The organism is Clostridia bacterium (assembly GCA_035561135.1).
Lineage (GTDB): Bacteria > Acidobacteriota > Terriglobia > Terriglobales > Acidobacteriaceae > DATMYA01.
Genome location: DATMYA010000057.1, coordinates 54,271 through 77,232 on the forward strand (window position 1 = coordinate 54,271; position 22,962 = coordinate 77,232).

Here is a 22,962-nt window from a genome sequence, read left to right on the forward strand (position 1 = left end):
CCGCTTGTCTCAGCCACTTCAAAGTTTCATCGCTATCCTGCGGCACGCCGTCGCCGTCACGATAATGAACTGTCAGCACGTATTGTGCGCCTGCATCGAAGGAGGATGCATTCGTTTACCTGCGCAGAAAAGACGCGCTGGCCGGCGCCAAGGCAACCGGCACGATTACCCGCGATGAAGGAGGATCGGAGATTGTGACAGAGCAGAAACAAGGGCCGGAGGTTCGCGTCAGCGAAGGCTCGGCCTCAGATACACAAGGTTTCCTGAATTCCGTCACGTCGTTCTTCAATACCATTGCGCCGACCGGCATTATCATCCACCACTCCGGAGTGATACCGGCCGACAGAAAAACTTCCCGAAGATGAACAGGAGGTGAATAAATTTCACACGGAAAGAGGCTTCTCGATCGTCTGCTTCGGACATGTCTACCACGTGGCTTACCACTACCTCATCCTTCCTGATGGAAAGGTCGAAACCGGCAGACCGGATAGGTGCGCCGGTGCCCACGCGCGCAGATACAACTCATATCTTGGAATCTCACTGATAGGCGATTTCAGCAGCAAGGATAATCCTCACGGAGAACGAGGGGCGCAGGCGCCAACGCCGCAGCAGATGCGAGCACTCGCAGTCGTCTGTCGCCGCCTTATGACATTGGATCATGTGATCCGGCACAGCGATGTTTCCAATACACAGTGTCCGGGCGATCGGTTTCCGTTCGACGCGTTTGTGCGTGGTCTGAAGTGAGAACTCCGGCTCAGAACCTATGCGGCCCCGCTGGCAAAGTTTGGGTCGCGCTGGATGACCATCAAGCTGACATCGTCGCAGAGTGGTTGGCCATTCGCGAAGTCCTGCACGGCAGCCAGCAGCGTGAGCAGCGTGGCATGCGCCGAGTGGCGTGATGCGCGCCGCGCCTCGGCCAGCAGACGTTCCAGCCCGAACTCTTCATCGGTGCAGTTGTTGCATTCGAGCACACCGTCGGAGTAAGCCAGCAAGCTGTCGCCAGGTTCGAGCGTCTTCCAGCCAGACTGGAACTCGGCATCGACGAGTGCGCCAAGTAATGGGCCGCCAGTGTCCAGCAGTTCGGTGCTGCCGCTGGCGCGGAGAAGCACCGGAGGAAAATGGCCCGCCGTGCAGTACGTCAGTTCACTGCGTTCGCAATCTACCTGGGCAAGGAACATCGTGACGAACGGCGCGCCAGGACGGAGACAGCAGAGGTGCCGGTTGATTTCGGCGGCGACTGCGGAAGGCCCACGATTATCGCTCGAATAGCGCTGAAGCAGGCCGACCAGGTTTGTGAACCACATCCCGGCCGCTAATCCCTTGCCGGCGATGTCGCCGATGGCGGCGAACACTCTTCCCTCATGCTCGGACAAGCTGACGAAGTCGCCCGAAAGATACCGGGCCGCAAATACCTCTGTTGCGATCTGCAAATCGCGACGGCGCAGCGAACGAGGGCCGCTGAGTTTTCTCTGAACTTGCGCAGCCTCGAATAGCTGCGCGTGGAATTCGAGCTTTTCGCGACGCAGAGAGGCTGCGTCACTGTCGATCGGGATGTCCGGCAAGGGGACTGGAAGTTGCTGACCCAAGATGCTCTGAAACTGCGAGCTTGCGGAACGATGAAGGCGATGATTTCTCCGCATGACTGCTCCTGCTACATGGCCGTGTGGCACTGCGTTATGAATGTTCTAACCGACGAACCGGTATCCAACACCATGGACGGTGAGGAAGTATCGCGGTTGCTCCGGATCAGGTTCCAATTTCTGCCGCAGACGCACGAGATGCGTGTCCACGGTGCGGGTAGTGGGATAGTTGTCGTATCCCCAGACTTCTTCGAGTAGGCGATCGCGGCTCAGCGTCTCGCCGGAGTGGCAGATGAAGTATTTAAGCAGCTCGAATTCCTTTGACGAGACGTCGAGCGGCCTCCCTGATCGAGAGACGCGGCAATGCCGGAGATCCACCTCAGCGTCGCCGAACGTGTACTGCTCCTGATCTTTAGGAAGTGTTTGCGTCCGCCGGAGCACGGCTTTGACACGGGCAAGCAGTTCGCGAATGGAGAACGGCTTGGTGACGTAGTCATCGGCGCCAAGCTCGAGGCCAACGACTTTGTCCACTTCCTGGCCGCGGGCAGTGAGCATGATGATGGGGATAGACGGGCGCTTGGCGCGTAGCTGCTTGCAAACCTCAAGCCCGCTCATCTTCGGCATCATCACGTCGAGCACTACCAGGTCAGGCGACTCGTCGAGTGCGCAGCGGAGACCTTCCACGCCGTCCATGGCCGTAAGTACGTGGTAGCCCTCGAACTCGAAATTGTCTCGAAGGCCGGTGACCATGTTAGGTTCGTCTTCCACGACGAGGATTGTGGCAGGCTTCTGTACCTCAACTGGCTGCACTTGCTTCTCTGCTGCTCTCATGCGGTTGCTCCCTTCGCTTCTCGCTGCATGGAGGGTTGCACAGGCAAACTGATGATGAACTTGCTGCCGCGTCCCGGTACGCTGTCCACGAAAATGTATCCGCCGTGAGCGTGCACGATATGGCGCACGAGCGAAAGGCCGAGGCCGCTCCCCTTCGTGTTGTGGACGAGCGGGTCGCCGACGCGGTAGAACTTGTCGAAAATCTTGTGCTGCTCACACGGAGGGATGCCGATGCCGTGATCGGAGACCTCAAGCTTGACGGAGCCATTCGAGCGATAGAGGCTCACGCTCAGGAACTTGTCCTCGGAGGAGTATTTAACCGCGTTGTTGACGAGGTTGACTAGCGAGCGGGCAATCGCTTCGCGGTCTACTTGCAGTTGCGGCAGGTTGTCATCGATCTTCTGCTCAAGCTGAAATCCATTCTGCTCGATTTGGAAGCGGTAAGACTCGAGCGTGCTGCGCACGAGATCAGCGAGGTCTGTCTCCCGGAACTCGTATTCCTTCCTGCCAGCCTCAATGCGTGAGAAGTCGAGGATGTTGTTGATGAGCGCAGTCAGGCGCTCGCTCTCCTTGCGAATGATCTGGTAGTACTCGTGCTGCTTTTCGGCATTTGGCAGACGGCCAAGTTCCAGCGTCTCTGCATACAAACGAATGAGAGAGAGTGGAGTGCGGAGTTCGTGGGAAACGTTGGAGACGAAGTCCGACTTGAGCTTCGCGAGCGCAACTTCGCGAGTCACGTTGCGATAGGTGAGGAGGATGCCTCCACCGAGCAGAAGCGAGAGCGCGCCGAGGATGATGAAGTTCGTGCGCAGAAAGCGATGACTCATGTCGGCAATGGTGGTGCCGCGAAGCTTGATGCCGAGAACGAGACCGGGAAATCCAGACTCAAAGGGACGTTCCAATTCCGGCGTGCCACCGTCCCACCCGGTGGATGCTGCCATAAGACTCTGATCCTTGGCGGTTCGGATGATGATCGCCGTCTGCGGATGATTCGGATCGCTTTCCGTCGGGCAGGGCATGACGGCGTTGAGCGCTTGCGGGAAGAAGGTGTTGGTCAGGAAGGCGGTGTCATACAAAATGCCGGCGAGCGCGACACGACCTTCCGCACCACGCGGTTGGAACAAGACGAGCGACTGGTATTCCCATTTGTCACCGTGCTGCACCCAGTTATCCGTCAGATAAACTTTGCGGCCGTCTTTCAGTTCCATCTTCTTCAACTTCGCGACGAAATCCTTGCCCTCCATCTCGAACCACTTGCCGAACATGTTGCCGAGTTTGTTGCTTTCAGCCTGGAACTGAGGACTGTGCATTTGTTCCGGCTGTGATTGGAACTCGATCCCTTTGTCCTGGTCGTAGATGAAGGCGTGCGTGATATCGCTGTGGGAAGCAAGGAACTGATCGAGGTCCTGAGCGTTATCCACGTCGGGAAAATCCTTGCGGGCATCCTCCGCCATCTCGTATGCGCGGTCGACGATGCGCTTGTCGGCAATGGCGAGTACCTGCTGATAGTCGCGCTGAATGGCGGCTTCAACCGTACGGTCTCGTTGAATGGATCGCAGGTGAATCACGCTGACGGCAATGAGCGCAGTCGCGGGAAGCATGACGGCGAGCATCAGGGTGAGTATGCGAGTTCGTTCCGTCCAGCGTTGCTTCTTCGGCTTTTTCATCGAAGCCCCCTTCGCGAACTCGCCAACTATTGATGCCTAAGATGATCTGAGTGGGCGGGCGATGTGTCAGGGTGAAGCAACAATTTGTAAAAAGTTGTGAACTTCGCTTGGCCCGCTGTGGACCGCTGTAGGAACTTCGACGGCAATCCTCCGAACGGAATTGGTGATAGCGTTAGATAGCGTTAGATAGTTAGATAAATGTCCGACCTCGGATAGGAAAGGTATGAGTCAGAATACGAGGCTAGCTTGTAACGTGGTGGAGGGGGCGGAAATGCAGTCCACATTGCAAACGAAAACAGAAGCGACTTACAAACCCCTGAAGCATTGTTGTTCGTGTTAAGGCATTCTTCGTTGGAGTAGCGAACATGGGTTACCTGCTGGAATTCGACTCAAGCAATAAGATCCTTCGCGTCACGGTTGATGGTGAACTTACTGATCAGGGTGCTTCGGATTTGTATAACTCCGTCCGGGAATTCCTGGCGTCTGAAAAGGTTTGTGGCGGGATACTGGATCTGTCACCGGTTACCGTACTCGCAGTGTCTTCGGAAACTGTTCGCCGCATGGCGAAGAATCCTCGTCTGTTTCAGGGTGCTCAGATTCGGGTCATCGTAGCTCCGCGCGATCTGGATTACGGCTTGGCGCGAATGTTTCAGATCAGCAGAAGCGAAGTCCACAACGGGCTGCACGTCGTACATACGCTGAACGAAGCATACAAAATCCACGGCCTACGCTCACCGAGCTTTACTTCCGTCACTCGCAGCGAGCGTAAGAACGTGGCTTAGTCAGCTACACAGCCAAGTATGCTTTGCGTCGAAGTGTGTGTGTTCGCCTTCCGACGTGCACCAATGTCCAGCGTATTTATGTCTGAGACTGTTGGCGCGTAGCTTCCCGAGCGCGCAAGTGCTGATGAGCGATGGCACGCACCATGTTCACCATTCCCATTAATCCCAGGGACTTACCCATCGAGAGCTCACGGCCGAAGATGCGGTACACCACGTCAGCCGGTATGGTCACGATCTCCTCGGGCGGAATTCCGGAAAGTGAATCACCCAGTATCGAGGCAAGCGCCATAGCCGAAATTCCCTGCGGATTCTCCACCGCAAAATAGTAATCGAGTGTTCCGCCGCTGCCCGGGCGCGCCCAAACATACGCCTCCGACTCGCATCCGGGGACGCGGCGCTCGACAGGATATGGCCGCTCTGCGATGGAGGCGGGCACGCGCCGGAACTGTCCCGCGATGTCGACCAGCATCTGCATTCGGTCGGTACGGTCCAGACTCTCCAGCGCGTCGAGCAGGGTCTCGAATCGTTCAGGCAGCTGCTTCATGCCGTGCCTCTGCGCTCGGATTCTCGATTGGAACCTGGACGAGGTTCCCCCACTCTGTCCAGCTGCCGTCATAGTTTCGCACATTCCGAAAACCGAGTAGATAATGGAGAACAAACCAGGTGTGGCTGCTCCGCTCGCCAATTCGGCAGTAAGCAATCACATCGTCCTCGGGGAGCAGCTTGTTTTCGTCCAGGTAGATATTCCGCAACTCGAGAGCGTCCTTGATGGTGCCATCTTCCTGGTTGACGGCACGCCCCCACGGGATGCTGAAAGCCCCTGGAATGTGGCCGGCGCGCAGAGCCCCTTCGTTTGGATACTCGGGCATGTGCAGCCGCTCGCCCGTAAATTCTTCAGGACTGCGAACATCTACCAACGGCTGCTTCTTTCTAAGGTGTTCGAGTACTTGATCGCGAAAGGCCCGGAAACGAGTGTCGTCGCGCTCGGGAGCCTGGTATTGGGTCGCCAGATATCGGGGAACTTCGCGTGAGACTGGACGATTCTCCTTAATCCATTTCAGCCTGCCGCCATCCATAACCTTGGCCCGCGTGTGTCCGAATAGTTGCAGCACCCAAAAAGCGTATGTTGCCCACCAGTTGTTTTTGTCGCCATAGACAACAATGGTGGTTTCGGGCGTAGCCCCGCTGCGGCGCATCAGCGCCTCGAACTGTTGCCGGTTGAGGTAATCGCGCCGGATCGGATCGTTGAGGTCGCGAGTCCAGTCGATCTCCACCGCGCCGGGAATGTGATTGGAGGCGTATAGCAGCGGGTCTTCGTTGGACTCCGCAATGCGGACCGTCGGGTCGTTCAAGTGATCCTCTACCCAGTCGGTCGATACCAGGACGTCGGGAGTGATGTAACCGCGCTCTTCGATTTTCTTGCTCATCTCTGCCTCCTACGAATTGCTTTTGTGGAATGACAGAATTCCTGCCAACTATTGCGAAGACTGGCCATGCGACGTACAATAAAAGTGTACCAGATTGGTACTATATTGACCAGTGGCTCGAGCTTCGAAAGAAGGCGACAAGATGATCCGATTATCCAAGCTCACGGACTACGGGTTAGTCCTTTTGACGGTAATAGCTCGCGACCGCAATGGTTCGCTGCGCACGGCGCGCGACCTGGCGGCTGAGTCGCGGCTGCCAATACCAACCGCGAGCAAGCTCCTGAAGACACTACTGAATAGTGGGCTGCTGATATCGCATCGGGGCATCAAGGGCGGTTACAGCCTTGCGAGGCGACCGGCCGACATTTCGGTCGCCGAAGTCATTTCCGCTCTGGAAGGCGAGATCGCGCTGACCGAGTGCAGCACGGATATCTCAGGTCTATGCGACCTTGAGCATAGCTGTCCGACGAAGGCGAATCAGCGGGTCATCAGTCAAGCCATACGAGAGACGCTGGAGAGGGTCACGCTTTCCGATCTGGCGCGGCCACTGCAATTGACAGCCATCAAAGATGGACACGGTAACTATGTGTCGACGATCACTCGGTCGTCTGAGAAGGTGCAATGAGCACAGAACTTGACAATATTCGAGAGCTTGCGGAGCGCGAGTATAAGTGGGGCTTCATCACCGAGATCGATGAGGAGAGGGTCCCGCGAGGACTGAATGAGGACATTATTCGCCTCATCTCAACCAAGAAGCGGGAGCCCGATTTCATGTTGCAGTGGCGGCTGAAGGCGTTTAGCCACTGGGCCTCGCTCCAGAAGGCGCAGGCCGAGCCCAAGTGGGCCAACATCAAATATCCGCCAATCGACTACCAGGAGATCGTGTACTACTCGGCGCCGAAAACGAAGCCAGCGTTGGAGAGTCTGGAGCAATTGGACCCGGAGATCCTGCGCACATACGAAAAGCTAGGTATTCCGCTTTCGGAGCAGAAGATGCTGGCGGGTGTGGCCGTCGATGCCGTATTTGACAGCGTCTCTGTGGCGACAACTTTCAAGGAAAAGCTGGCAGAGCTGGGAATCATTTTCTGCTCGTTTTCCGAGGCAGTGCAGAACCACCCTGAGCTAGTGCAGAAGTATCTTGGCTCGGTGGTTCCGCATACGGATAACTTCTTCGCGGCACTCAATGCGGCCGTGTTCACGGACGGCTCTTTTGTCTACGTGCCCCAAGGCGTTCATTGCCCGATGGAGCTCTCCACCTATTTCCGCATCAACGCCGCTGAGACGGGACAGTTTGAGCGCACGCTGATCGTCGCCGATGACGATTCGCAGGTGAGCTATCTCGAGGGCTGCACGGCTCCCATTCGCGACCAGAACCAGCTGCACGCGGCCGTGGTCGAACTGGTAGCGCTCGACAACGCGCAGATCAAGTACTCCACCGTGCAGAACTGGTATCCCGGCGACAAAGAAGGGCGGGGCGGAATCTACAACTTCGTAACGAAGCGCGGCAAGTGCCTGGGAGCTAATTCCAAAATCTCCTGGACGCAGGTGGAGACCGGTTCGGCGATCACGTGGAAGTACCCGAGTTGCATTCTCCAGGGCGACAACTCAGTAGGTGAGTTCTACTCCGTGGCTCTCACCAACAACTATCAACAGGCTGACACAGGAACAAAGATGATCCACCTCGGTAAGAACACGCGCAGCACGATTGTGTCCAAGGGAATCTCCGCTGGACACGGTCAGAATACGTATCGAGGGGGAGTCAAGATATTGAAGGGAGCGACAGGGGCTCGCAACTACACGCAGTGCGATTCGCTCCTGATCGGCGACAAGTGCGGCGCGCATACCTTTCCCTATATAGAGGTCAGGAACGCATCCGCTCGAATGGAGCACGAAGCTTCCACATCCAAGATTGGCGAAGATCAACTCTTCTATCTGCGCCAGCGCGGCCTCAAAGCTGAGGACGCCGTTTCGATGATCGTAAGCGGCTTCTGCAAGCGCGTCTTTCGCGAACTGCCTATGGAATTTGCAGTAGAGGCACAGAAGTTGTTGAGCGTCAGCCTGGAAGGCAGCGTTGGGTAGAAATCGAGCACTACAAAGAATTGGTTTTTCAAGGAATCACAAATGAGCTTGTTGGAAATTCGCAATCTCCATGTCAGGGCCGCTGGGCATGAAATCCTGAAAGGCATCGACCTAAAGGTCGGAGCCGGCGAAGTGCATTCCATCATGGGACCGAACGGCTCGGGCAAGAGCACGCTCGCACAGGTGCTGGCTCGCCGCGAAAACTATGAGGTTACGGAAGGGCAGGTGTTGTTCGAGGGTAGAGATCTGCTCGCGATGAAGCCTGAAGAAGCCGCCTGCGAAGGTGTCTTTATGGCCTTTCAATATCCGCTCGAGATCCCGGGAATTGGCAATGCATATTTCATGCGTTCTGCGTTGAACGCCATTCGCAAGTGCCACGGCATCCCAGAAATGAATGCGATTGAATTTCTTCCGTTCTTCAGGGGAAAGCTGAAGCTGCTGGAGATGGATGAACAACTCGCGAATCGCTCGGTGAACGAAGGGTTTTCAGGCGGCGAGAAGAAACGGAACGAAATCCTCCAAATGGCGATTCTCGAACCAAGGCTCGCAATCCTCGACGAGACGGATTCAGGTCTCGACATAGACGCTTTGAGAATTGTCGCCAAGGGAGTGAATGCAATGCGAAGCCCGGATCGAGGGATGATTCTGGTTACGCACTACCAGCGCCTGCTGAACTATGTCGTTCCCGACTTTGTGCATGTCCTGGTGGATGGACGAATCGTCCGTTCGGGCGGTCCGGAGTTGGCGCTTGAGTTGGAAGAAACGGGCTATGGCCGCCCCGAGCCCGACACGCGCCCGGCGATGCCCGCATAATGGGGGAGGCAGCACTTGATTGCAGCGCCACAACAATTGGACAGCTATCTAGCGTCCTTCAGTAATTTCGAGCAGCGTGCCGCTGGTCACGATCTGCCATGGCTGCGAAAGCTCCGGCAGGACGCCTTTGCACGCTTTTTTGAAGTTGGCTTTCCGACAACTCATGATGAGGACTGGCGGTTCACCAACGTCTCGCGCCTGGCACAAACTCCATTCCAGTTGATACGGAATGGCCACGAGTTGCTGTCGCGCGCACAGATCGAAAAATATCAGGTCGCCGGAGCTGCCTGCCAGCTCGTGTTCGTAGATGGACGATGGGCGCGGGAGTTATCGTCACTACCGACTGATCCGCAAGGGATAGAAGTGAGTGGCTTAGCCGCTCAGATCGCGAGCAAGCCTGAGTCGGTCGCGGCTCATTTGGGTTCTTATCTAGACATTCGGCGGGACGCGTTTTGTGCCTTGAACACGGCCTTCGCGGAAGATGGCGCGTATGTTCGAGTCCCTCGTGGCGTTGTCGTAGAGGCCCCCATCTGCATGCTGTATCTCTCGACGAGCGCCGACACGCCCAGCGTCAGCTTTCCACGGAATCTCGTAATAGCCGAGGAAGGCAGCCAGGCCACGATCGTGGAAGAGTATGTTTCGCTTTATGGCGTTTCAGTCGATGGCGTTTCACTCTCTGGCAGCACAACGTTTTGCAATACGGCCACCGAGCTTGTCGCGGGAGAAAACGCAACCATCTCGCACTACACAATTGAGTCCGAAAGCGAACAGGCGTTCAATATCTCAACTCTTCGGATCGAGCAGTCAAGAAGCGCGAACGTTGCTTCGCACTCAATCTTGCTGGGCGGTGGACTTGTGCGTAATAACGTTCATGCAGTATTGGCGGGAGAAGGAAGCGAATGCCTGATCAATGGCCTGTTCGCCGGAAATGGCCGCCAGCATCTCGACAACTACATGCTCGTAGAACATAAGAGTCCGCACAGCAGTAGCAGGCAGTTCTACAACGGAATCCTTGATGGCCAGTCGCACGGCGTTTTCCACGGCCGCATCATCGTACACAAAGCGGCGCAAAAGACCGACGCCAAGCAGACCAACCGCAACCTGCTGCTTTCCGACGATGCGCAGATTGACACCAAACCACAACTGGAGATCTACGCCGACGACGTGAAGTGTACTCACGGCGCGACCATTGGCCAAATCGAACAGGATGCGCTCTTCTATCTGCGTTCTCGTGGTATCGACGAGGCTTCAGCGCGGAAACTCCTGCTGCTCGCCTTTGCCAGTGAGTGCCTGGAGCGCATGGGCAACGCTTCCGCGCGCAGCCATGTCGCGGCTTTGATCGATGCTGCCCTGTTCCGGGTCGTTCATGTGCCTGGTGCCTCGACGCAATCCGGCGAGGAGCAACCCGCGTTGCGATGGAATGAAGTTGGATGAGTGCTGAAGACAACTTGGAGCAGCAACATGGAATCGCATGATGGCAGCAAGTTACTTCGAATCCAGGCTCCGGATGATCATCAAGAGGCGCCGAGGATGACCACGCAGCAGAAGCAAAGAGAAGGCCCGCTCGATGAGCAGATGATCTGGGACGAACTGAAGACCATCTACGATCCGGAAATTCCGGTCAACATCGTTGACCTTGGCCTGATCTACTCATTAAAAATCGTGCCGCTCGAACAAGCTGGAAACCGGATCGAGGTGGACATGTCCCTGACGGCCCCAGGCTGCAGCATGGCTAACGTGCTGAAAGCCACCGCCGAGAGCAAGATCTCACAACTGCCGGATGTGAAGGATGTTCAGGTCAATATCGTGTTCGATCCGCCATGGCACATAGGTTTGATGTCGGAAGCGGCGAAGCTACAACTCGGTCTATAACACCTCAATTCGGACACGGCTGCACTCTGAAAACAGGGCTGAATTCTGAAGGAGAAAAAGTCATGAAAAAGGTCTCGCATATTCCCGAAGGGTACAACACCATCACGCCTTACCTGGTCGTCAAGGGCGCTGCCCAAGCCATCGACTACTACAAAGAAGTATTTGGTGCTTCCGAGATCTTCCGCATGGACCAGCCTGACGGCAAAGTCGGCCACGCCGAGCTGAAGATCGGCAACTCACACATCATGTTGGCCGACGAAAATCCCAACATGGGGCCGGGTTACACCAGTGCCGCAAGCCTCGGCGCAAGCCCGGTGAGCTTGTATTTGTACATCCCGGATGTTGACAACGTAGTCGAGCGCGCCGCCGCTGCGGGTGCGAAGATTCTGAAGCCGGTTCAGGACCAGTTCTACGGAGATCGCTCCGGTTTTATCCAGGATCCATTCGGACACCTCTGGGGAATCGCAACTCACATAGAAGATGTGTCGCCGCAGGAATTGCAAGAGCGGATGAAGAAGATGATGCCGGCTGCGTAACCAGAGGATCGGTGAACCGCCGCCGCTCGAAGAGTTCTGACGAGGCCCATCGAGACCGCCGCGAAAATCCCGGATATTGGGTGGACGCGTGAGACCTGCGTCTCCGCTTCAACGAGGCGAGTGTCAAAGAAATAAATCATCTCGCCTGTTGATTCTGCATCTACTCGTTCGACTAGCTGGTGACCCCCGTCGCGCCTGTGAAAACTCAAAACCGTAACTCAGCCGTGCATAACCGACATGCGTAGTCAGGCGCCGCCCCAAACCGGTCTGGCCCGGCAGAATAAGGAGATCGAAAGTGCGCTTCATGGTGCTGATCAAAGCCAATAAAGACACCGAGGCGGGTGTGATGCCGAGCGAGCAGTTGTTGACTGCGATGGGGAAGTTCAATGAAGAATTGGTGAAGGCCGGGGTGATGCTCGCGGGCGAAGGGCTCCAACCGAGTTCGAAGGGCGCTCGCGTCAAGTTCTCGGGAGAGAAGAGGACGGTGATTGACGGTCCCTTTGCCGAGACCAAGGAGTTGATTGCCGGATTCTGGTTGTGGCAGGTGAAGTCCAAAGAAGAGGCGATCGAGTGGGTCAAGCGCTGCCCAAATCCGACCGGAGAAGAGGCGGAGATCGAGATTCGCCAGGTGTTCGAGATGGAGAACTTCGGTCCGGAGTTTACGCCTGAGCTCAAGCAGCAGGAGGCGCAACTGCGCGCACGCTTGGAGAACAGGAAGTAATGACTCTCGCGGCATTGACCGTGGGAACAGGTGTAACCAGTAACTTGCAGTCAACGGATTTCTGAACGATGAGCCGAAAGGAGTACATGATGGAATTGGATGCTTATCTGACTTTCAACGGCGAGTGCGAGGCAGCGTTCAAGTTTTACGAGCAGTGTCTTGGCGGCAAGATCGAGGCGATGATGACCCACGGGGGATCGCCCGCGGCAGAACACGTTCCACCGGACTGGCACAAGAAGATTCTTCATGCGCGCATGACCATTGGCGACAGGGTGTTGATGGCTTCCGACGCTCCGCCGGACCGCTATCAACAGCCACAAGGGTTCTCCATAGCGCTCGGCATTAAGGAACTCGCAGAAGCAGAGCGCATATTTCAGGCACTTGCGGAAAACGGCAAGGTGCAAATGCCGCTCCAGAAGACTTTCTGGGCGCTCCGCTTTGGTATGGTTGTCGACCGATTCGGCACACCATGGATGATCAACTGCGAACAACCATCCTGAGTCATGGTTGGGGGATGCCTCACTCGGCTTCCTCCGGCTGCTCGGCCACCCATAACGAACTGGCGAGAAGGAGCGACTATGAGCAAGGTACGGGTACTGGTTGGCACGCGCAAAGGAGCCTTCGTACTCACGTCAGACGGGAAACGTGAACGGTGGGACATCAGCGGTCCCCACTTTGCGGGCTGGGAGATTTACCACGTCAAGGGATCACCGGTTGACCCGAACCGGATCTATGCGTCCCAATCCAGCGAATGGTTCGGACAAGTTATCCAGCGCTCCAATGACGGTGGCAAGACGTGGGACGCGGTGGGGAATCAGTTCGTTTACGATGGCGTTCCCGGCACTCACCAGTGGTACGACGGCACGGCGCATCCTTGGGAGTTCAAGCGGGTGTGGCATCTTGAACCCTCGCTCACCGAACCGGAAACGGTCTACGCGGGAGTCGAAGACGCCGCCCTGTTTCGCTCGACCGACGGCGGGCAGACGTGGCAGGAGCTCTCTGGACTGCGCGGCCACGGTTCAGGGCCGCGTTGGCAACCGGGTGCGGGGGGAATGTGTCTGCACACGGTCCTTCTGGATCCGAGCAATCCCCAGCGTATCTTCATCGCTATCTCGGCGGCGGGTGCGTTCCGCACCGACGATGCCGGCAAGACCTGGCAACCGATTAACCGCGGGCTGACGTCCCAGCACATACCCGATCCAAATGCAGACGTGGGACACTGTGTTCATCGCATCGCCATGCACCCATCGCGTTCGGGCGTGTTATTCATGCAGAAGCATTGGGATGTCATGCGCAGCGACAACTCCGGCGATTCGTGGCAAGAGGTGAGCGGCAACTTGCCGTCCGATTTCGGGTTTGTTATCGACGTTCACGCGCACGAACCAGATACCATCTACGTCGTTCCGATCAAGAGCGACTCGGAGCACTTTCCGCCCGATGGCAAACTGCGCGTCTATCGTAGCCGGACAGGCGGCAATGAGTGGGAGGCACTCACGAAAGGCCTGCCGCAAAGCGACTGTTACGTGAACGTGTTGCGCGACGCGATGGCTGTCGACTCGCTCGATTCGTGTGGCGTGTATTTCGGCACCACAGGGGGACAGGTGTACGCATCGGCCGACGCCGGAGATACCTGGGCCCCGATCGTCAGAGACCTTCCGGCCGTGCTTTCCGTAGAGGTGCAGACGCTGCCATGATTCGAGTCGTACTTCCGGCACACTTGCGAACGCTGGCGCGCGCCGACGGCGAGGTGAAACTCGAAGTCGAGGGACTGGCCACGCAGTCTTCGATTCTCGACGCACTCGAGACACTTTACCCGGTGCTGCGTGGGACGATACGTGATCACGTCACGCAAAAGCGAAGACCGTTTGTGAGGTTTTTCGCTTGCGAGCAGGACCTCTCCCACGAACCACCGGACACCCCGCTCCCCGAGGCCGTTGCAGCCGGGGCTGAGCCTTTTCTAGTCGTGGGCGCCATCGCTGGCGGCTAGGAGCTAGCACTTTGCTGGTCGGTGCGAGTAAAGATGGCGAGATTTCGGAGGTGAAGGATGCCTGCGTCAACTGATACTGCGAAGCCAGTCAATCTCACAAATGAAGAGATACTGCGTTATTCGCGGCATTTGATCATGCCGGAGGTCGCGTTGGATGGGCAACAGCGGCTCAAGGCGGCACGTGTTCTGTGCGTCGGGGCCGGAGGCCTTGGCTCGCCTGTTGCTCTGTATCTGGCCGCCGCCGGCGTCGGCACGCTCGGAGTGGTGGATTTTGATGTAGTGGACTACACCAACCTTCAGCGGCAAATCATTCACACGACCAGCGATGTAGGGCGCTCGAAAGTCGAGTCAGCTGCGGAAAAGATCGAAGCGATCAATCCGTTCGTTAATGTCCGCCGCTTCGACGCCAAGCTCTCAAGCAAAAACGCACTCGATATGTTCCGCGAGTTCGACATCATCGCCGATGGCACCGACAACTTTGCCACGCGCTACCTGGTGAACGACGCCTGCGTGCTGAGTGGAAAGCCCAACGTGTATGCATCCATTTTCCGGTTCGAGGGCCAGGCCAGCGTTTTCGCGGCGGAGAGCGGACCCTGTTACCGGTGCCTGTATCCCGAGCCGCCACCGCCGGGAATGGTGCCGTCCTGCGCAGAGGGAGGAGTGCTGGGTGTTTTGCCGGGCCTTCTCGGAGTCATTCAGGCGACCGAAGTTATCAAACTAATCCTTGGCTCTGGCGAGTCATTGATTAGCCGGCTCCTGCTCGTGGACGCACTGACAATGCGTTTCCGCGAGGTGAAACTGCGCAAGGATCCCGAATGCCCGGTGTGCGGCCTGAATCCGTCGGTCAGGGAATTGATCGACTATGACCAGTTCTGCGGAGTTCGTGGTGAAGAGATGTCCAGCGCCGCCGCGGTGCCGGAGATACAACCGGAAGAACTGAAGCGCAGGCTCGATGCGGGTGAAGACATCTTTGTGCTCGATGTTCGCGACCCGCATGAATATAAGATATGCAACCTGCACGGGCATCTCATCCCTCTCGGCGACCTCGCTCAACGTGTGCACGAGTTGGATCCCGGCCGGGAAATCGTCGCGCATTGTAAAGGCGGCGTTCGCAGCGCTAAAGCCGTCGAGTTCCTTCGCAAAGCGGGATTTCTAAAAGTCACAAGTCTAGCGGGCGGCATCATTGGCTGGGCCGACAAGGTTGACGGCAAAATCCCCAGGTATTAAGCCCTTTCTACGAAGACCCTGTGCGACGAAGACGCAAGGTGGTTCGACTACGCGCCCAAAACAAAAAAGCGCTACGCTCACCACTACGCGTGTTCTGAACTGGCTTTGTCAGCAGTCTTACGAATAGCCACCCCATATTGCTCCAATCCTCGCACTTGTGAATCCTCGCTCCACTCGATCACGTTCCGCTTGAGCACGCAGTGAAATACTCCGCAGTTCCAGGTTGGGAATGCCTCAACTTTGTTTCCGCAAATGGCAGTCATGCCTTGAGTTATTTAGGTAAGTAGTTGACCATCTACTCTGGAGAGAGTACGATTCCCGCGCAGCCGACCGCTTCCCAACAGCAGTAATTACAGGGGCCTCTTTCAAGCGTTTCTAACGTTCGGAGCCAATTCAAACCAATGAGATCCAGCGACCGTATTACCGCGCGCGTGTGCGCTTGTGTCCTTGTCGTTTTGTTAGCTTCTCTAACCTGTTTTGCTCAGTACGGCGACATCAATACGGTCGCGGGAAGTGGTCCGGGAGCGGGCTTGCAGCGCTTCAACGGCGCTGTCGCCAACGGTACAGGGGATCTCTACATTGCGGATGGCGTGGCCAGTCGGGTTATGAAGGTAACTGGTGCGGCGACGGTGAGCCCTGGATTCACGGTCATCGCAGGCACCGGCGTCAGCGGCATTGCCGGTGACGGCGGCCCTGGGACTTCCGCAAGACTGAAAGCACCATGCGACGTTGCGTTGGATGCCGCCGAAGCCAACCTTTACATAGCCGATGCCTGCGGAGACCCAGCGAACGGTCGAGTCCGGAAAGTCAATCTGGCGACGGGCATCATTACGACGGTGGCTACCGGCTTCAACCCCCAGTCGCTGACAATAGACTCCAACGGCAACATCTTCGTCGCGGACGGCTCGGATATCTACAAGATTAGCGGCGCCGCTGTCAGCAAGTGGTACACGGCGTCAACCTGGTGGGCTTACACGGTTCGGGTTGACGCGTCCAATGATGCCGTCATCTTTGCCGGGTTCGGAAACAACTCGGGCGTCATCGTCAAGATCGTAAATACGAACGGCGTTGCGGGCGCAATTACCAAGCTCGCAGGACAAGACTCAGCTTTCTGTATGACCTGCTGGAATGGCAGCGCCGTAGCGCCAACGGCGGTAAACCTGGACTACTCACCGGTGCTGGCGGTCGCAGGCAACTTCATCTACTTCAATAGCCAACTGGACAACCGTATCGGTCGATTCGACCACAACGGCGCTGGCAGTCTGGAACTCATGGCCGGCAACGGGACGAATACCGTTACCGGAGATGGCTCCCCGGCTATCAACGCCGGCATAGGCAATTACAACGTGTACGGTCTGGCAGTCAGCAGTGCCGGCCCAAGTGTCTTTTTTGGCGGCGGCAGCCCGCAGATCATGCGGTGGTTCCCGGTCGGCGGCAACATCAATACGGTACCCACTCCCGGTAATCCCAACTACCTGGGCGACGGAGGGCCCGCAACCTCGGCGACTGTCAGTAACAACATCCAGAAGGTAGCGTTCGACGGCACCGGCAACATGTACATCGCCGACCAGGCAAATCGCGCGATTCGCAGGGTCAGCAACGACGGCAAGATGAGCACGGTCATCACCGGCGCGCAGCTCGACTCTGGCCTCGCGGCCGGAGTTCACGTTGGCAATTTCAATATCGCCAATGACACGACTGGCAATATCTACATTGCGACCGACAGCAACGGCATCTTCAAATACAGCGCAGGCACGCTCACGCACCCCGTTGCATCCAACGGTCAGAATCTGCGCGACATAGCTGTCGATTCAACAAAGGGTTACGTATATGTAATCGCGAATTCTCAGATTCATCGCTTTAAGTTAGCGGACTTCTCGGGCCGCACTTCTGTTTACTCCAGCGGACTCTCGCTCATGAGCCTCGCCGTTGATAGCTTGGGCAATCTATGGGCAAGCCAGGCAGACATGGGCACGGGCGTCACGCTCAGCCAAGTCGTTCCGTCCGGCCCATCCACTACGTTGGTGAATATCGGCGCGTCCGTTGTCGCGAATTATCCCGTTACAGGCTCGCCCCTTGGCGGAGTCGACTACATGGACAACTTCGCACTTAAGCATTTCTCGACCGGCGTGATTGGCGGTTTGGCGGGAACCAACGCTTTCGCCGGTGATGGCGGCGCGGTGAGTAGCGCGCGATTCAGTTCTGCGCTGGGTCTTGCGTTTGATTCCTGGTGTCACCTGTATGTGTCCGACTCGCAGAACCAGCGTGTGCGCAAAATCGATAACCTGGTCGCCACCACCGTCAACTCAAACCAGCCAGGTCTCAGCTTCAACGTTGATGGCACGCCGGGCGGCGGGACTTTCCAGTGGATTTCCGGCACGCCTCACACTATCGTAACGGCTTCGCCTCAGGGTGACGGTGACCCTACGCGATACATCTTTAGTAGCTGGTTGTTGCCTAGCGGCGCAACCCATACGAATCCGTCCCTCCCAATTACAGCACCAGGCTGCGCGAATCCAACGCCGCTGTACCAGGCACAATTTACCGCTCAACATCAGCTGACCACTGCGGTGTCAGCCGTCGCGGATGGCAATATCACGCCCGCGCCCGGCACCAACTACCATGACCACGGCAGCGTGGTTGCGCTACAGGCGACGCCGGCAGCGAACCGTATGTTCCTGAACTGGACCGGGGCGACGGTTGCGAACGCGAATGCCGCCTCAACCACGATTACGGTGAACGCTCCGGAAAGCGTCACGGCAAACTTCTTTACGCCGGTTCCGCCCGTTATCAGCGCCAGCTTCGCTGCACCTACGGCCCCCGTGAATATCCCGGTAAAGCTCAGGTTCACGATTGCCAACCCCAATCCGCTCGCTGACCCAAATGTTTCGTTTACGAACATACTGTCGTCTATGGTGGTTGCCAGTCCAAACGGATTGTCGAATACCTGCGGTGGCGTCGTAACGGCAACGCCAGGAACAAATTCGATCAGCCTTTCCGGGGGCACAAACGCCGCGAACTCGAACTGCAATGTCGAACTCGACGTCGTTGCTGCGACCTCGGGTATTAAGACGCAAATATCCGGTCCGGTTACGTCCACGCTCTACGGCGCAGGCAACATGGCGAGCGCGAGCATTACCATTTTGAGTCCGCCGTCTCTCAATGTTGTGTTCGACAGGGCCACAACTCCGCTGAACAGTTCTGCCGCTCTGGCATTCACGATTACGAATGGCGACACAGCCACTGCCGCCAACGGCCTTTCGTTCAGCGCGACGCTGCCCGCAGGACTTGTCGTTTCGACTCCGAACGGCGTGACGGGATCATGTAATGGTGAAGTCATCACGGCAATCCCGAGCAGTTCCACGATAAGCATGACCGGTGGCACTCTGGCTACGAACGGCGCATCGTGTGCGTTCTCCATCAATGTGACTGGTACAACGGCGGGATTGAAAAACTTCTCCACAGCGATCTCTTCGACGACAACGGGCGCAGGTGGCACGGCTAGCACATCGATAACAGTGGTGGCACCGCCTACGATGATCACCACCTTCGGCACCGCGAGCATGCCAGTCGGGTCATCGACCTCGTTGTCATTCACGATCAACAATGCAAATCCCGGGGTTTCGCTGACTGGAGTCGGATTCGCGAATACGCTGCCAGCAGGACTGGTGCTCGCGTCATTGAACACCGTCTCCGGCACGTGCGGCGGCGGAACGATCTCGGCTGTCGCAGGCGAGTCGAACTTCAGCCTGTCTGGGGCAACACTCGCGGCAAACGCCTCCTGTACGTTCTCGGTTAGTGTGACTGGTTTAGCCGGGGGACTCCAGAACAACACCACGGGTGCAGTGACCTCAATTGACGGCGGCACAGGAGGGACAGCGTCCGCCAGCATGACCGTTGTTGCGCCGCCATCGATTGCGAAGGCCTTCGGCGCGGCAAGCGTTGCGCTGAATAGCACGACGTCCCTAACTCTGACCATCACCAATCCGGCGGCAAACACAGTAGGACTGACCGGAGTGGCATTCACTGACACGCTGCCTGCAGGCATTGTGGTGGGCACGCCCAGCGCCCTGAGCAGCACCTGCGGCGGTACTGCAACCGCAGTCGACGGTTCCGGAACAGTCTCCCTGAGCGGAGCGAACGTGGTGACCGGCGGAGCGTGCAGTGTCACTCTCAATGTCAAGGGCATCGCATCAGGGCTAGTGACGAACACAACGTCCGTCACTTCCACCAATGGCGGCACCGGAAACACGGCAACGGCCAGCATCACGGTGGCGGCACCGGCCATCGTCGCCAGCGCATTCGGCGCTGCAACTATTCCGATCAATGCCTCGACCTCGCTTACGCTGACGATCACAAATCCCGCGGCGAATCCGATTCCGCTGACTGGGATTGGCTTCACCGACAACTTGGTAGGTCTGGTCGTGGCTCCGGCCAGCGGCTTGAATAACACCTGCGGCGGCACAGCGACGGCAGTTGCTGGCGCGGCCAGCTTCTCGCTCGTTGGCGGCACTATTCCTTCGAACAGCTCCTGCACTGTGTCTGTAAACGTCACAGGTTCGACTGCCGTCGTGGCAAACAACAGCGTTTCCGTAACCTCGACCGAAGGCGGTGCAGGCAACACCTCCAACGCATCTCTGACCGTTGTTGCGCCACTCACCATCGTCAACTCGTTCGGCGCAGCGAGCATTCCGCTCACCGGCTCGACGTCGTTGAGCTTCACCATCACTAATCCGAACACGACGACCTCGCTCAACGGCGTCGCCTTTGCCAACACACTTCCGTCCGGCCTGGTCATCTCGACACCGAATGGACTTTCGGGCTCCTGTGGTGCAGGGACGATAACCGCAGATCAGGGGACGAACTCCATCAGCCTCTCGGGCGCGACAGTTGCGGCCAGTGCCTCATGCAGTTTCGCGGTGAATGTCACTGGCATCGCGGCTGGCATTCAAAACAACACGACCGGTAATGTCACCTCAACGGAAGCCGGAAATGGCGGTACGGCGTCGGCATCGATCACCGTCGTAGCTCCGCCGTCGATTGCCGCGGTCTACCAGCCAACTGCCATTCCTTTGAATGGCATTAGCAGCCTGACCCTCACCATCACCAGTCCAGCGGCGAATACTGTCGCGCTGAGCGGCGTGGGCTTCACTTACACGTTGCCGGTCGGCCTCACGGTATCGAACGGCACCGCACCGGTGTGCGGCGGGACGCTGACAACGGCGGCACCTTCGAGCATCGCGCTGACGGGAGCCTCCGTTCCGACGAACGGCGTCTGCGAGTTCGCGGTCGCGGTAACCGGCGCTGCATCGGGGAGTCACAGCGCCACAACCTCCGCCGTGACGTCTACCAACGGCGGCGCCGGCAACGCGGCAACGGCCAGCCTCTCAGTCGCCACGCCGCCGACGGTCGTTAACACGTTTGGCACAGCAACCGTACCGATCCAGGGTTCAACCTCACTGGCTTACACCATTACGAACCCGAACACCGCTATCCAGTTGAGCGGTATCGGTTTTGTGAACACGCTGCCCGCCGGCCTCGTCATTGCCAATCCGAGCGGACTCGCCGGTAGCTGCACTGGCAGTACGATCAATGCAATTCCCGGCACAAACTCGGTCACATTTGCGGGCGGAACGCTTGCGACCGCGGCATCCTGCACCCTCAGTCTGAACGTTACCGGCGTCACCTCCGGTGTTCACGCGAACATGACAGGCATTGTCACGTCGATCGAAAGCGGCCCGGGCGCGACTAGTAACGCGGCCCTGATCGCCGTCCTTGCGCCGCCCCAGATCGCGAACGCGTTCGGGGCAGCGACCGTTCAGTTGAACTCGAACGTCAGCCTCTCGTTTGCCATCACCAACCCGAACACTACGACGGCGCTGACGGGCGTGGCATTCACCGACGTATTGCCGAGCGGTCTGGTTGTAGCGAACCCGAATAACCTGACAGGCTCCTGCGGCGGTGGAACCATCACCGCAACCGCGGGAGCGTCCGCTGTGGATCTTGCTGGTGCGACGATTGCCCCCAGTAGCGTCTGTACGTTCTCGATCGACGTTGTCGGTGTTGCTGGCGGCAATCAGGTCAACACCACCGGCATCGTCACCTCGACCAACGGCGGAAACGGCGGAGCGGCCACTGCTGCCATTTCCGTCCTCTCTCCTGACCTCGCGGTTGCGGTAACGCATTCCGGCAACTTCCGCCAGGGCAATACCGCTGACGCCTATGCGATCATTGTCACGAATGCCGGGCAGGCGAATACTTCCGGAGCCGTGACAGTTATTGACACGTTGCCGGCCGGCCTGACGGCCACCGCCATCAGCGGTACGGGATGGACTTGCACGCTTTCTTCCCTGTCCTGTACGCGTACCGACGCGCTCGTCGCCGGCGCCACTTACCCGGTGATCAACCTCATCGTCAACGTGGCCGCTAACGCAGCTCCGAACCTCACGAACTCCGTCACTATTTCCGGGGGTTCAGACGCGAACACTTCGAATAACGCTGCGTCCGACACGACAACCGTTAACCAGGTGGCCGATCTCAACATAACGAAATCGCATTCCGGTAACTTCATCCAGACGCAGAAAGGCGCGACGTACACCATCATCGTCAACAACGTTGGTGCCGGGCCCACAGTGGGCAACGTGACGGTCACCGATGTAATTCCCGCTGGGCTCACTGCTATTAGTGCGGTAGGAACAGGGTGGACGTGTACCGTGGCCCCCACCGTGACTTGCTCGCGGCCGGACGTGCTGGCAAGCGGGTCTAGCTACCCGGGAATCACGCTCAAGGTTGATGTCGCTCCGAACGCCGTGGCGTCGGTCACAAACACCGCAACTGTTTCGGGCGGCGGCGAGTTGAACACGTCGAACAATACGGCCACGGATGCGACGACCGTCGCAGCGCCGGCGATCACAATTGTCGGCAACACGACGGCGGCGACAGTCCGGCCAGGCCAGAGCGCGACCTTCCTTCTGACCCTAACGACAAATGGCAATCTCACCGCGCCAGTGACGTTGGCCTGCAGCGGGTTGCCACCGCTGAGTTCGTGCGTGTTCTCACCGGCAAGTCCGACCGTCAGCGGCACGCCAACGACGGTTACATTAACGGTGTCTACTACGGGGCCGTTCTCTGCTCACACGCTGAGCGCGAGCCTTGGAACAAGAATGATGTACGGCTTCGCGATCGCGTTTCCGATGATCGTCTTTGCCGCACCATTTGCGGGTGGCAAATCGAAACGCAGCCGCCGCATTCCGTTCCTTACAATCATCGGATTGCTGCTGCTCACCGTCATGTTCGGTTGCGGTTCTCCGAGTGTCCCGCACACTGAGCCGGGCAGCTACACCTTAAGTGTCACGGCTGCATCGGCACCCGCCCAAGGCTCAGCCACTATGAACATCACAGTTCAGTAACCGTAAACAAATAGACCCTCCGGAGCATTCC

At 57.7% G+C, this 22,962-nt stretch carries 19 protein-coding genes; 14 read left to right on the plus strand and 5 right to left on the minus strand.

All coding sequences use genetic code 11. The annotated features are described in order from the left end of the window. Positions 1-372 precede the first annotated feature (372 nt). Positions 373-744 (plus strand): peptidoglycan recognition family protein, encoded by a 372-nt coding sequence (locus tag VN622_13020; protein ID HWR36784.1) that lies wholly within the window; start codon positions 373-375, stop codon positions 742-744. Between the two features lie 17 nt (positions 745-761). Here VN622_13020 and VN622_13025 read toward each other — a convergent pair whose 3' ends face one another. The 3 genes from VN622_13025 to VN622_13035 are packed head-to-tail and all read right to left on the minus strand — an operon-like array spanning position 762 to position 4,078. Next, positions 762-1,640, minus strand: a complete 879-nt coding sequence (locus VN622_13025) for a PP2C family protein-serine/threonine phosphatase (protein HWR36785.1) — start codon at positions 1,638-1,640, stop codon at positions 762-764. A gap of 45 nt (positions 1,641-1,685) precedes the next feature. Beyond that, entirely contained in the window at positions 1,686-2,411 is a 726-nt protein-coding gene (locus VN622_13030) for a response regulator transcription factor (protein HWR36786.1), read from the minus strand. Next, complete coding sequence (locus VN622_13035; GenBank protein ID HWR36787.1) at positions 2,408-4,078, minus strand: HAMP domain-containing sensor histidine kinase; 1,671 nt, start codon at positions 4,076-4,078, stop codon at positions 2,408-2,410. The genes VN622_13030 and VN622_13035 overlap by 4 nt, the downstream gene beginning before the upstream one ends. 365 nt (positions 4,079-4,443) lie before the next feature. Here VN622_13035 and VN622_13040 point away from each other — a divergent pair, with 365 nt between their 5' ends. After that, the gene (locus VN622_13040; protein ID HWR36788.1) at positions 4,444-4,860 is read left to right on the plus strand and encodes a hypothetical protein; all 417 of its coding nucleotides are present in this window, start codon (positions 4,444-4,446) and stop codon (positions 4,858-4,860) included. A 76-nt stretch (positions 4,861-4,936) separates the two neighbouring features. Here VN622_13040 and VN622_13045 read toward each other — a convergent pair whose 3' ends face one another. Next, positions 4,937-5,404 (minus strand): SufE family protein, encoded by a 468-nt coding sequence (locus VN622_13045; GenBank protein HWR36789.1) that lies wholly within the window; start codon positions 5,402-5,404, stop codon positions 4,937-4,939. Further along, complete coding sequence (locus VN622_13050; GenBank protein ID HWR36790.1) at positions 5,388-6,287, minus strand: sulfurtransferase; 900 nt, start codon at positions 6,285-6,287, stop codon at positions 5,388-5,390. The genes VN622_13045 and VN622_13050 overlap by 17 nt, the downstream gene beginning before the upstream one ends. Positions 6,288-6,429: 142 nt before the next feature. Between VN622_13050 and VN622_13055 the strand changes: the two genes are divergently transcribed. From VN622_13055 to VN622_13110, 12 genes are all read left to right on the plus strand, one after another. Then, positions 6,430-6,912, plus strand: coding sequence for an SUF system Fe-S cluster assembly regulator (locus VN622_13055; GenBank protein HWR36791.1), 483 nt, complete (start codon positions 6,430-6,432; stop codon positions 6,910-6,912). Next, entirely contained in the window at positions 6,909-8,366 is a 1,458-nt protein-coding gene (sufB, locus tag VN622_13060) for a Fe-S cluster assembly protein SufB (protein HWR36792.1), read from the plus strand. The genes VN622_13055 and sufB overlap by 4 nt, the downstream gene beginning before the upstream one ends. Before the next feature lie 42 nt (positions 8,367-8,408). Next, entirely contained in the window at positions 8,409-9,179 is a 771-nt protein-coding gene (gene sufC / locus VN622_13065) for a Fe-S cluster assembly ATPase SufC (protein HWR36793.1), read from the plus strand. Positions 9,180-9,194: 15 nt separating this feature from the next. Further along, the gene (gene sufD / locus VN622_13070) at positions 9,195-10,613 is read left to right on the plus strand and encodes a Fe-S cluster assembly protein SufD (protein ID HWR36794.1); all 1,419 of its coding nucleotides are present in this window, start codon (positions 9,195-9,197) and stop codon (positions 10,611-10,613) included. After that, entirely contained in the window at positions 10,614-11,051 is a 438-nt protein-coding gene (locus VN622_13075; GenBank protein HWR36795.1) for an iron-sulfur cluster assembly protein, read from the plus strand. Positions 11,052-11,113: 62 nt separating this feature from the next. Then, on the plus strand, positions 11,114-11,587 hold the full coding sequence (locus VN622_13080) for a VOC family protein (protein ID HWR36796.1): 474 nt from the start codon (positions 11,114-11,116) through the stop codon (positions 11,585-11,587). Positions 11,588-11,882: 295 nt separating this feature from the next. After that, complete coding sequence (locus tag VN622_13085) at positions 11,883-12,308, plus strand: YciI family protein (GenBank protein HWR36797.1); 426 nt, start codon at positions 11,883-11,885, stop codon at positions 12,306-12,308. Between the two features lie 89 nt (positions 12,309-12,397). Next, the gene (locus tag VN622_13090; protein HWR36798.1) at positions 12,398-12,808 is read left to right on the plus strand and encodes a VOC family protein; all 411 of its coding nucleotides are present in this window, start codon (positions 12,398-12,400) and stop codon (positions 12,806-12,808) included. Positions 12,809-12,886: 78 nt separating this feature from the next. Further along, positions 12,887-14,002 carry an exo-alpha-sialidase gene (locus VN622_13095; GenBank protein HWR36799.1) on the plus strand — a complete coding sequence of 372 codons (1,116 nt, stop codon included), beginning with the start codon at positions 12,887-12,889 and terminating at the stop codon, positions 14,000-14,002. Further along, positions 13,999-14,295: a MoaD/ThiS family protein gene (locus VN622_13100; GenBank protein HWR36800.1), complete on the plus strand. Its 297-nt coding sequence runs from the start codon at positions 13,999-14,001 to the stop codon at positions 14,293-14,295. Before VN622_13095 ends, VN622_13100 begins: the two co-directional genes overlap by 4 nt. Positions 14,296-14,352: 57 nt before the next feature. Continuing rightward, entirely contained in the window at positions 14,353-15,522 is a 1,170-nt protein-coding gene (moeB, locus tag VN622_13105; protein ID HWR36801.1) for a molybdopterin-synthase adenylyltransferase MoeB, read from the plus strand. A 401-nt stretch (positions 15,523-15,923) separates the two neighbouring features. Further along, positions 15,924-22,931, plus strand: coding sequence for a hypothetical protein (locus tag VN622_13110; GenBank protein HWR36802.1), 7,008 nt, complete (start codon positions 15,924-15,926; stop codon positions 22,929-22,931). The last annotated feature ends 31 nt before the right edge of the window (positions 22,932-22,962 follow it).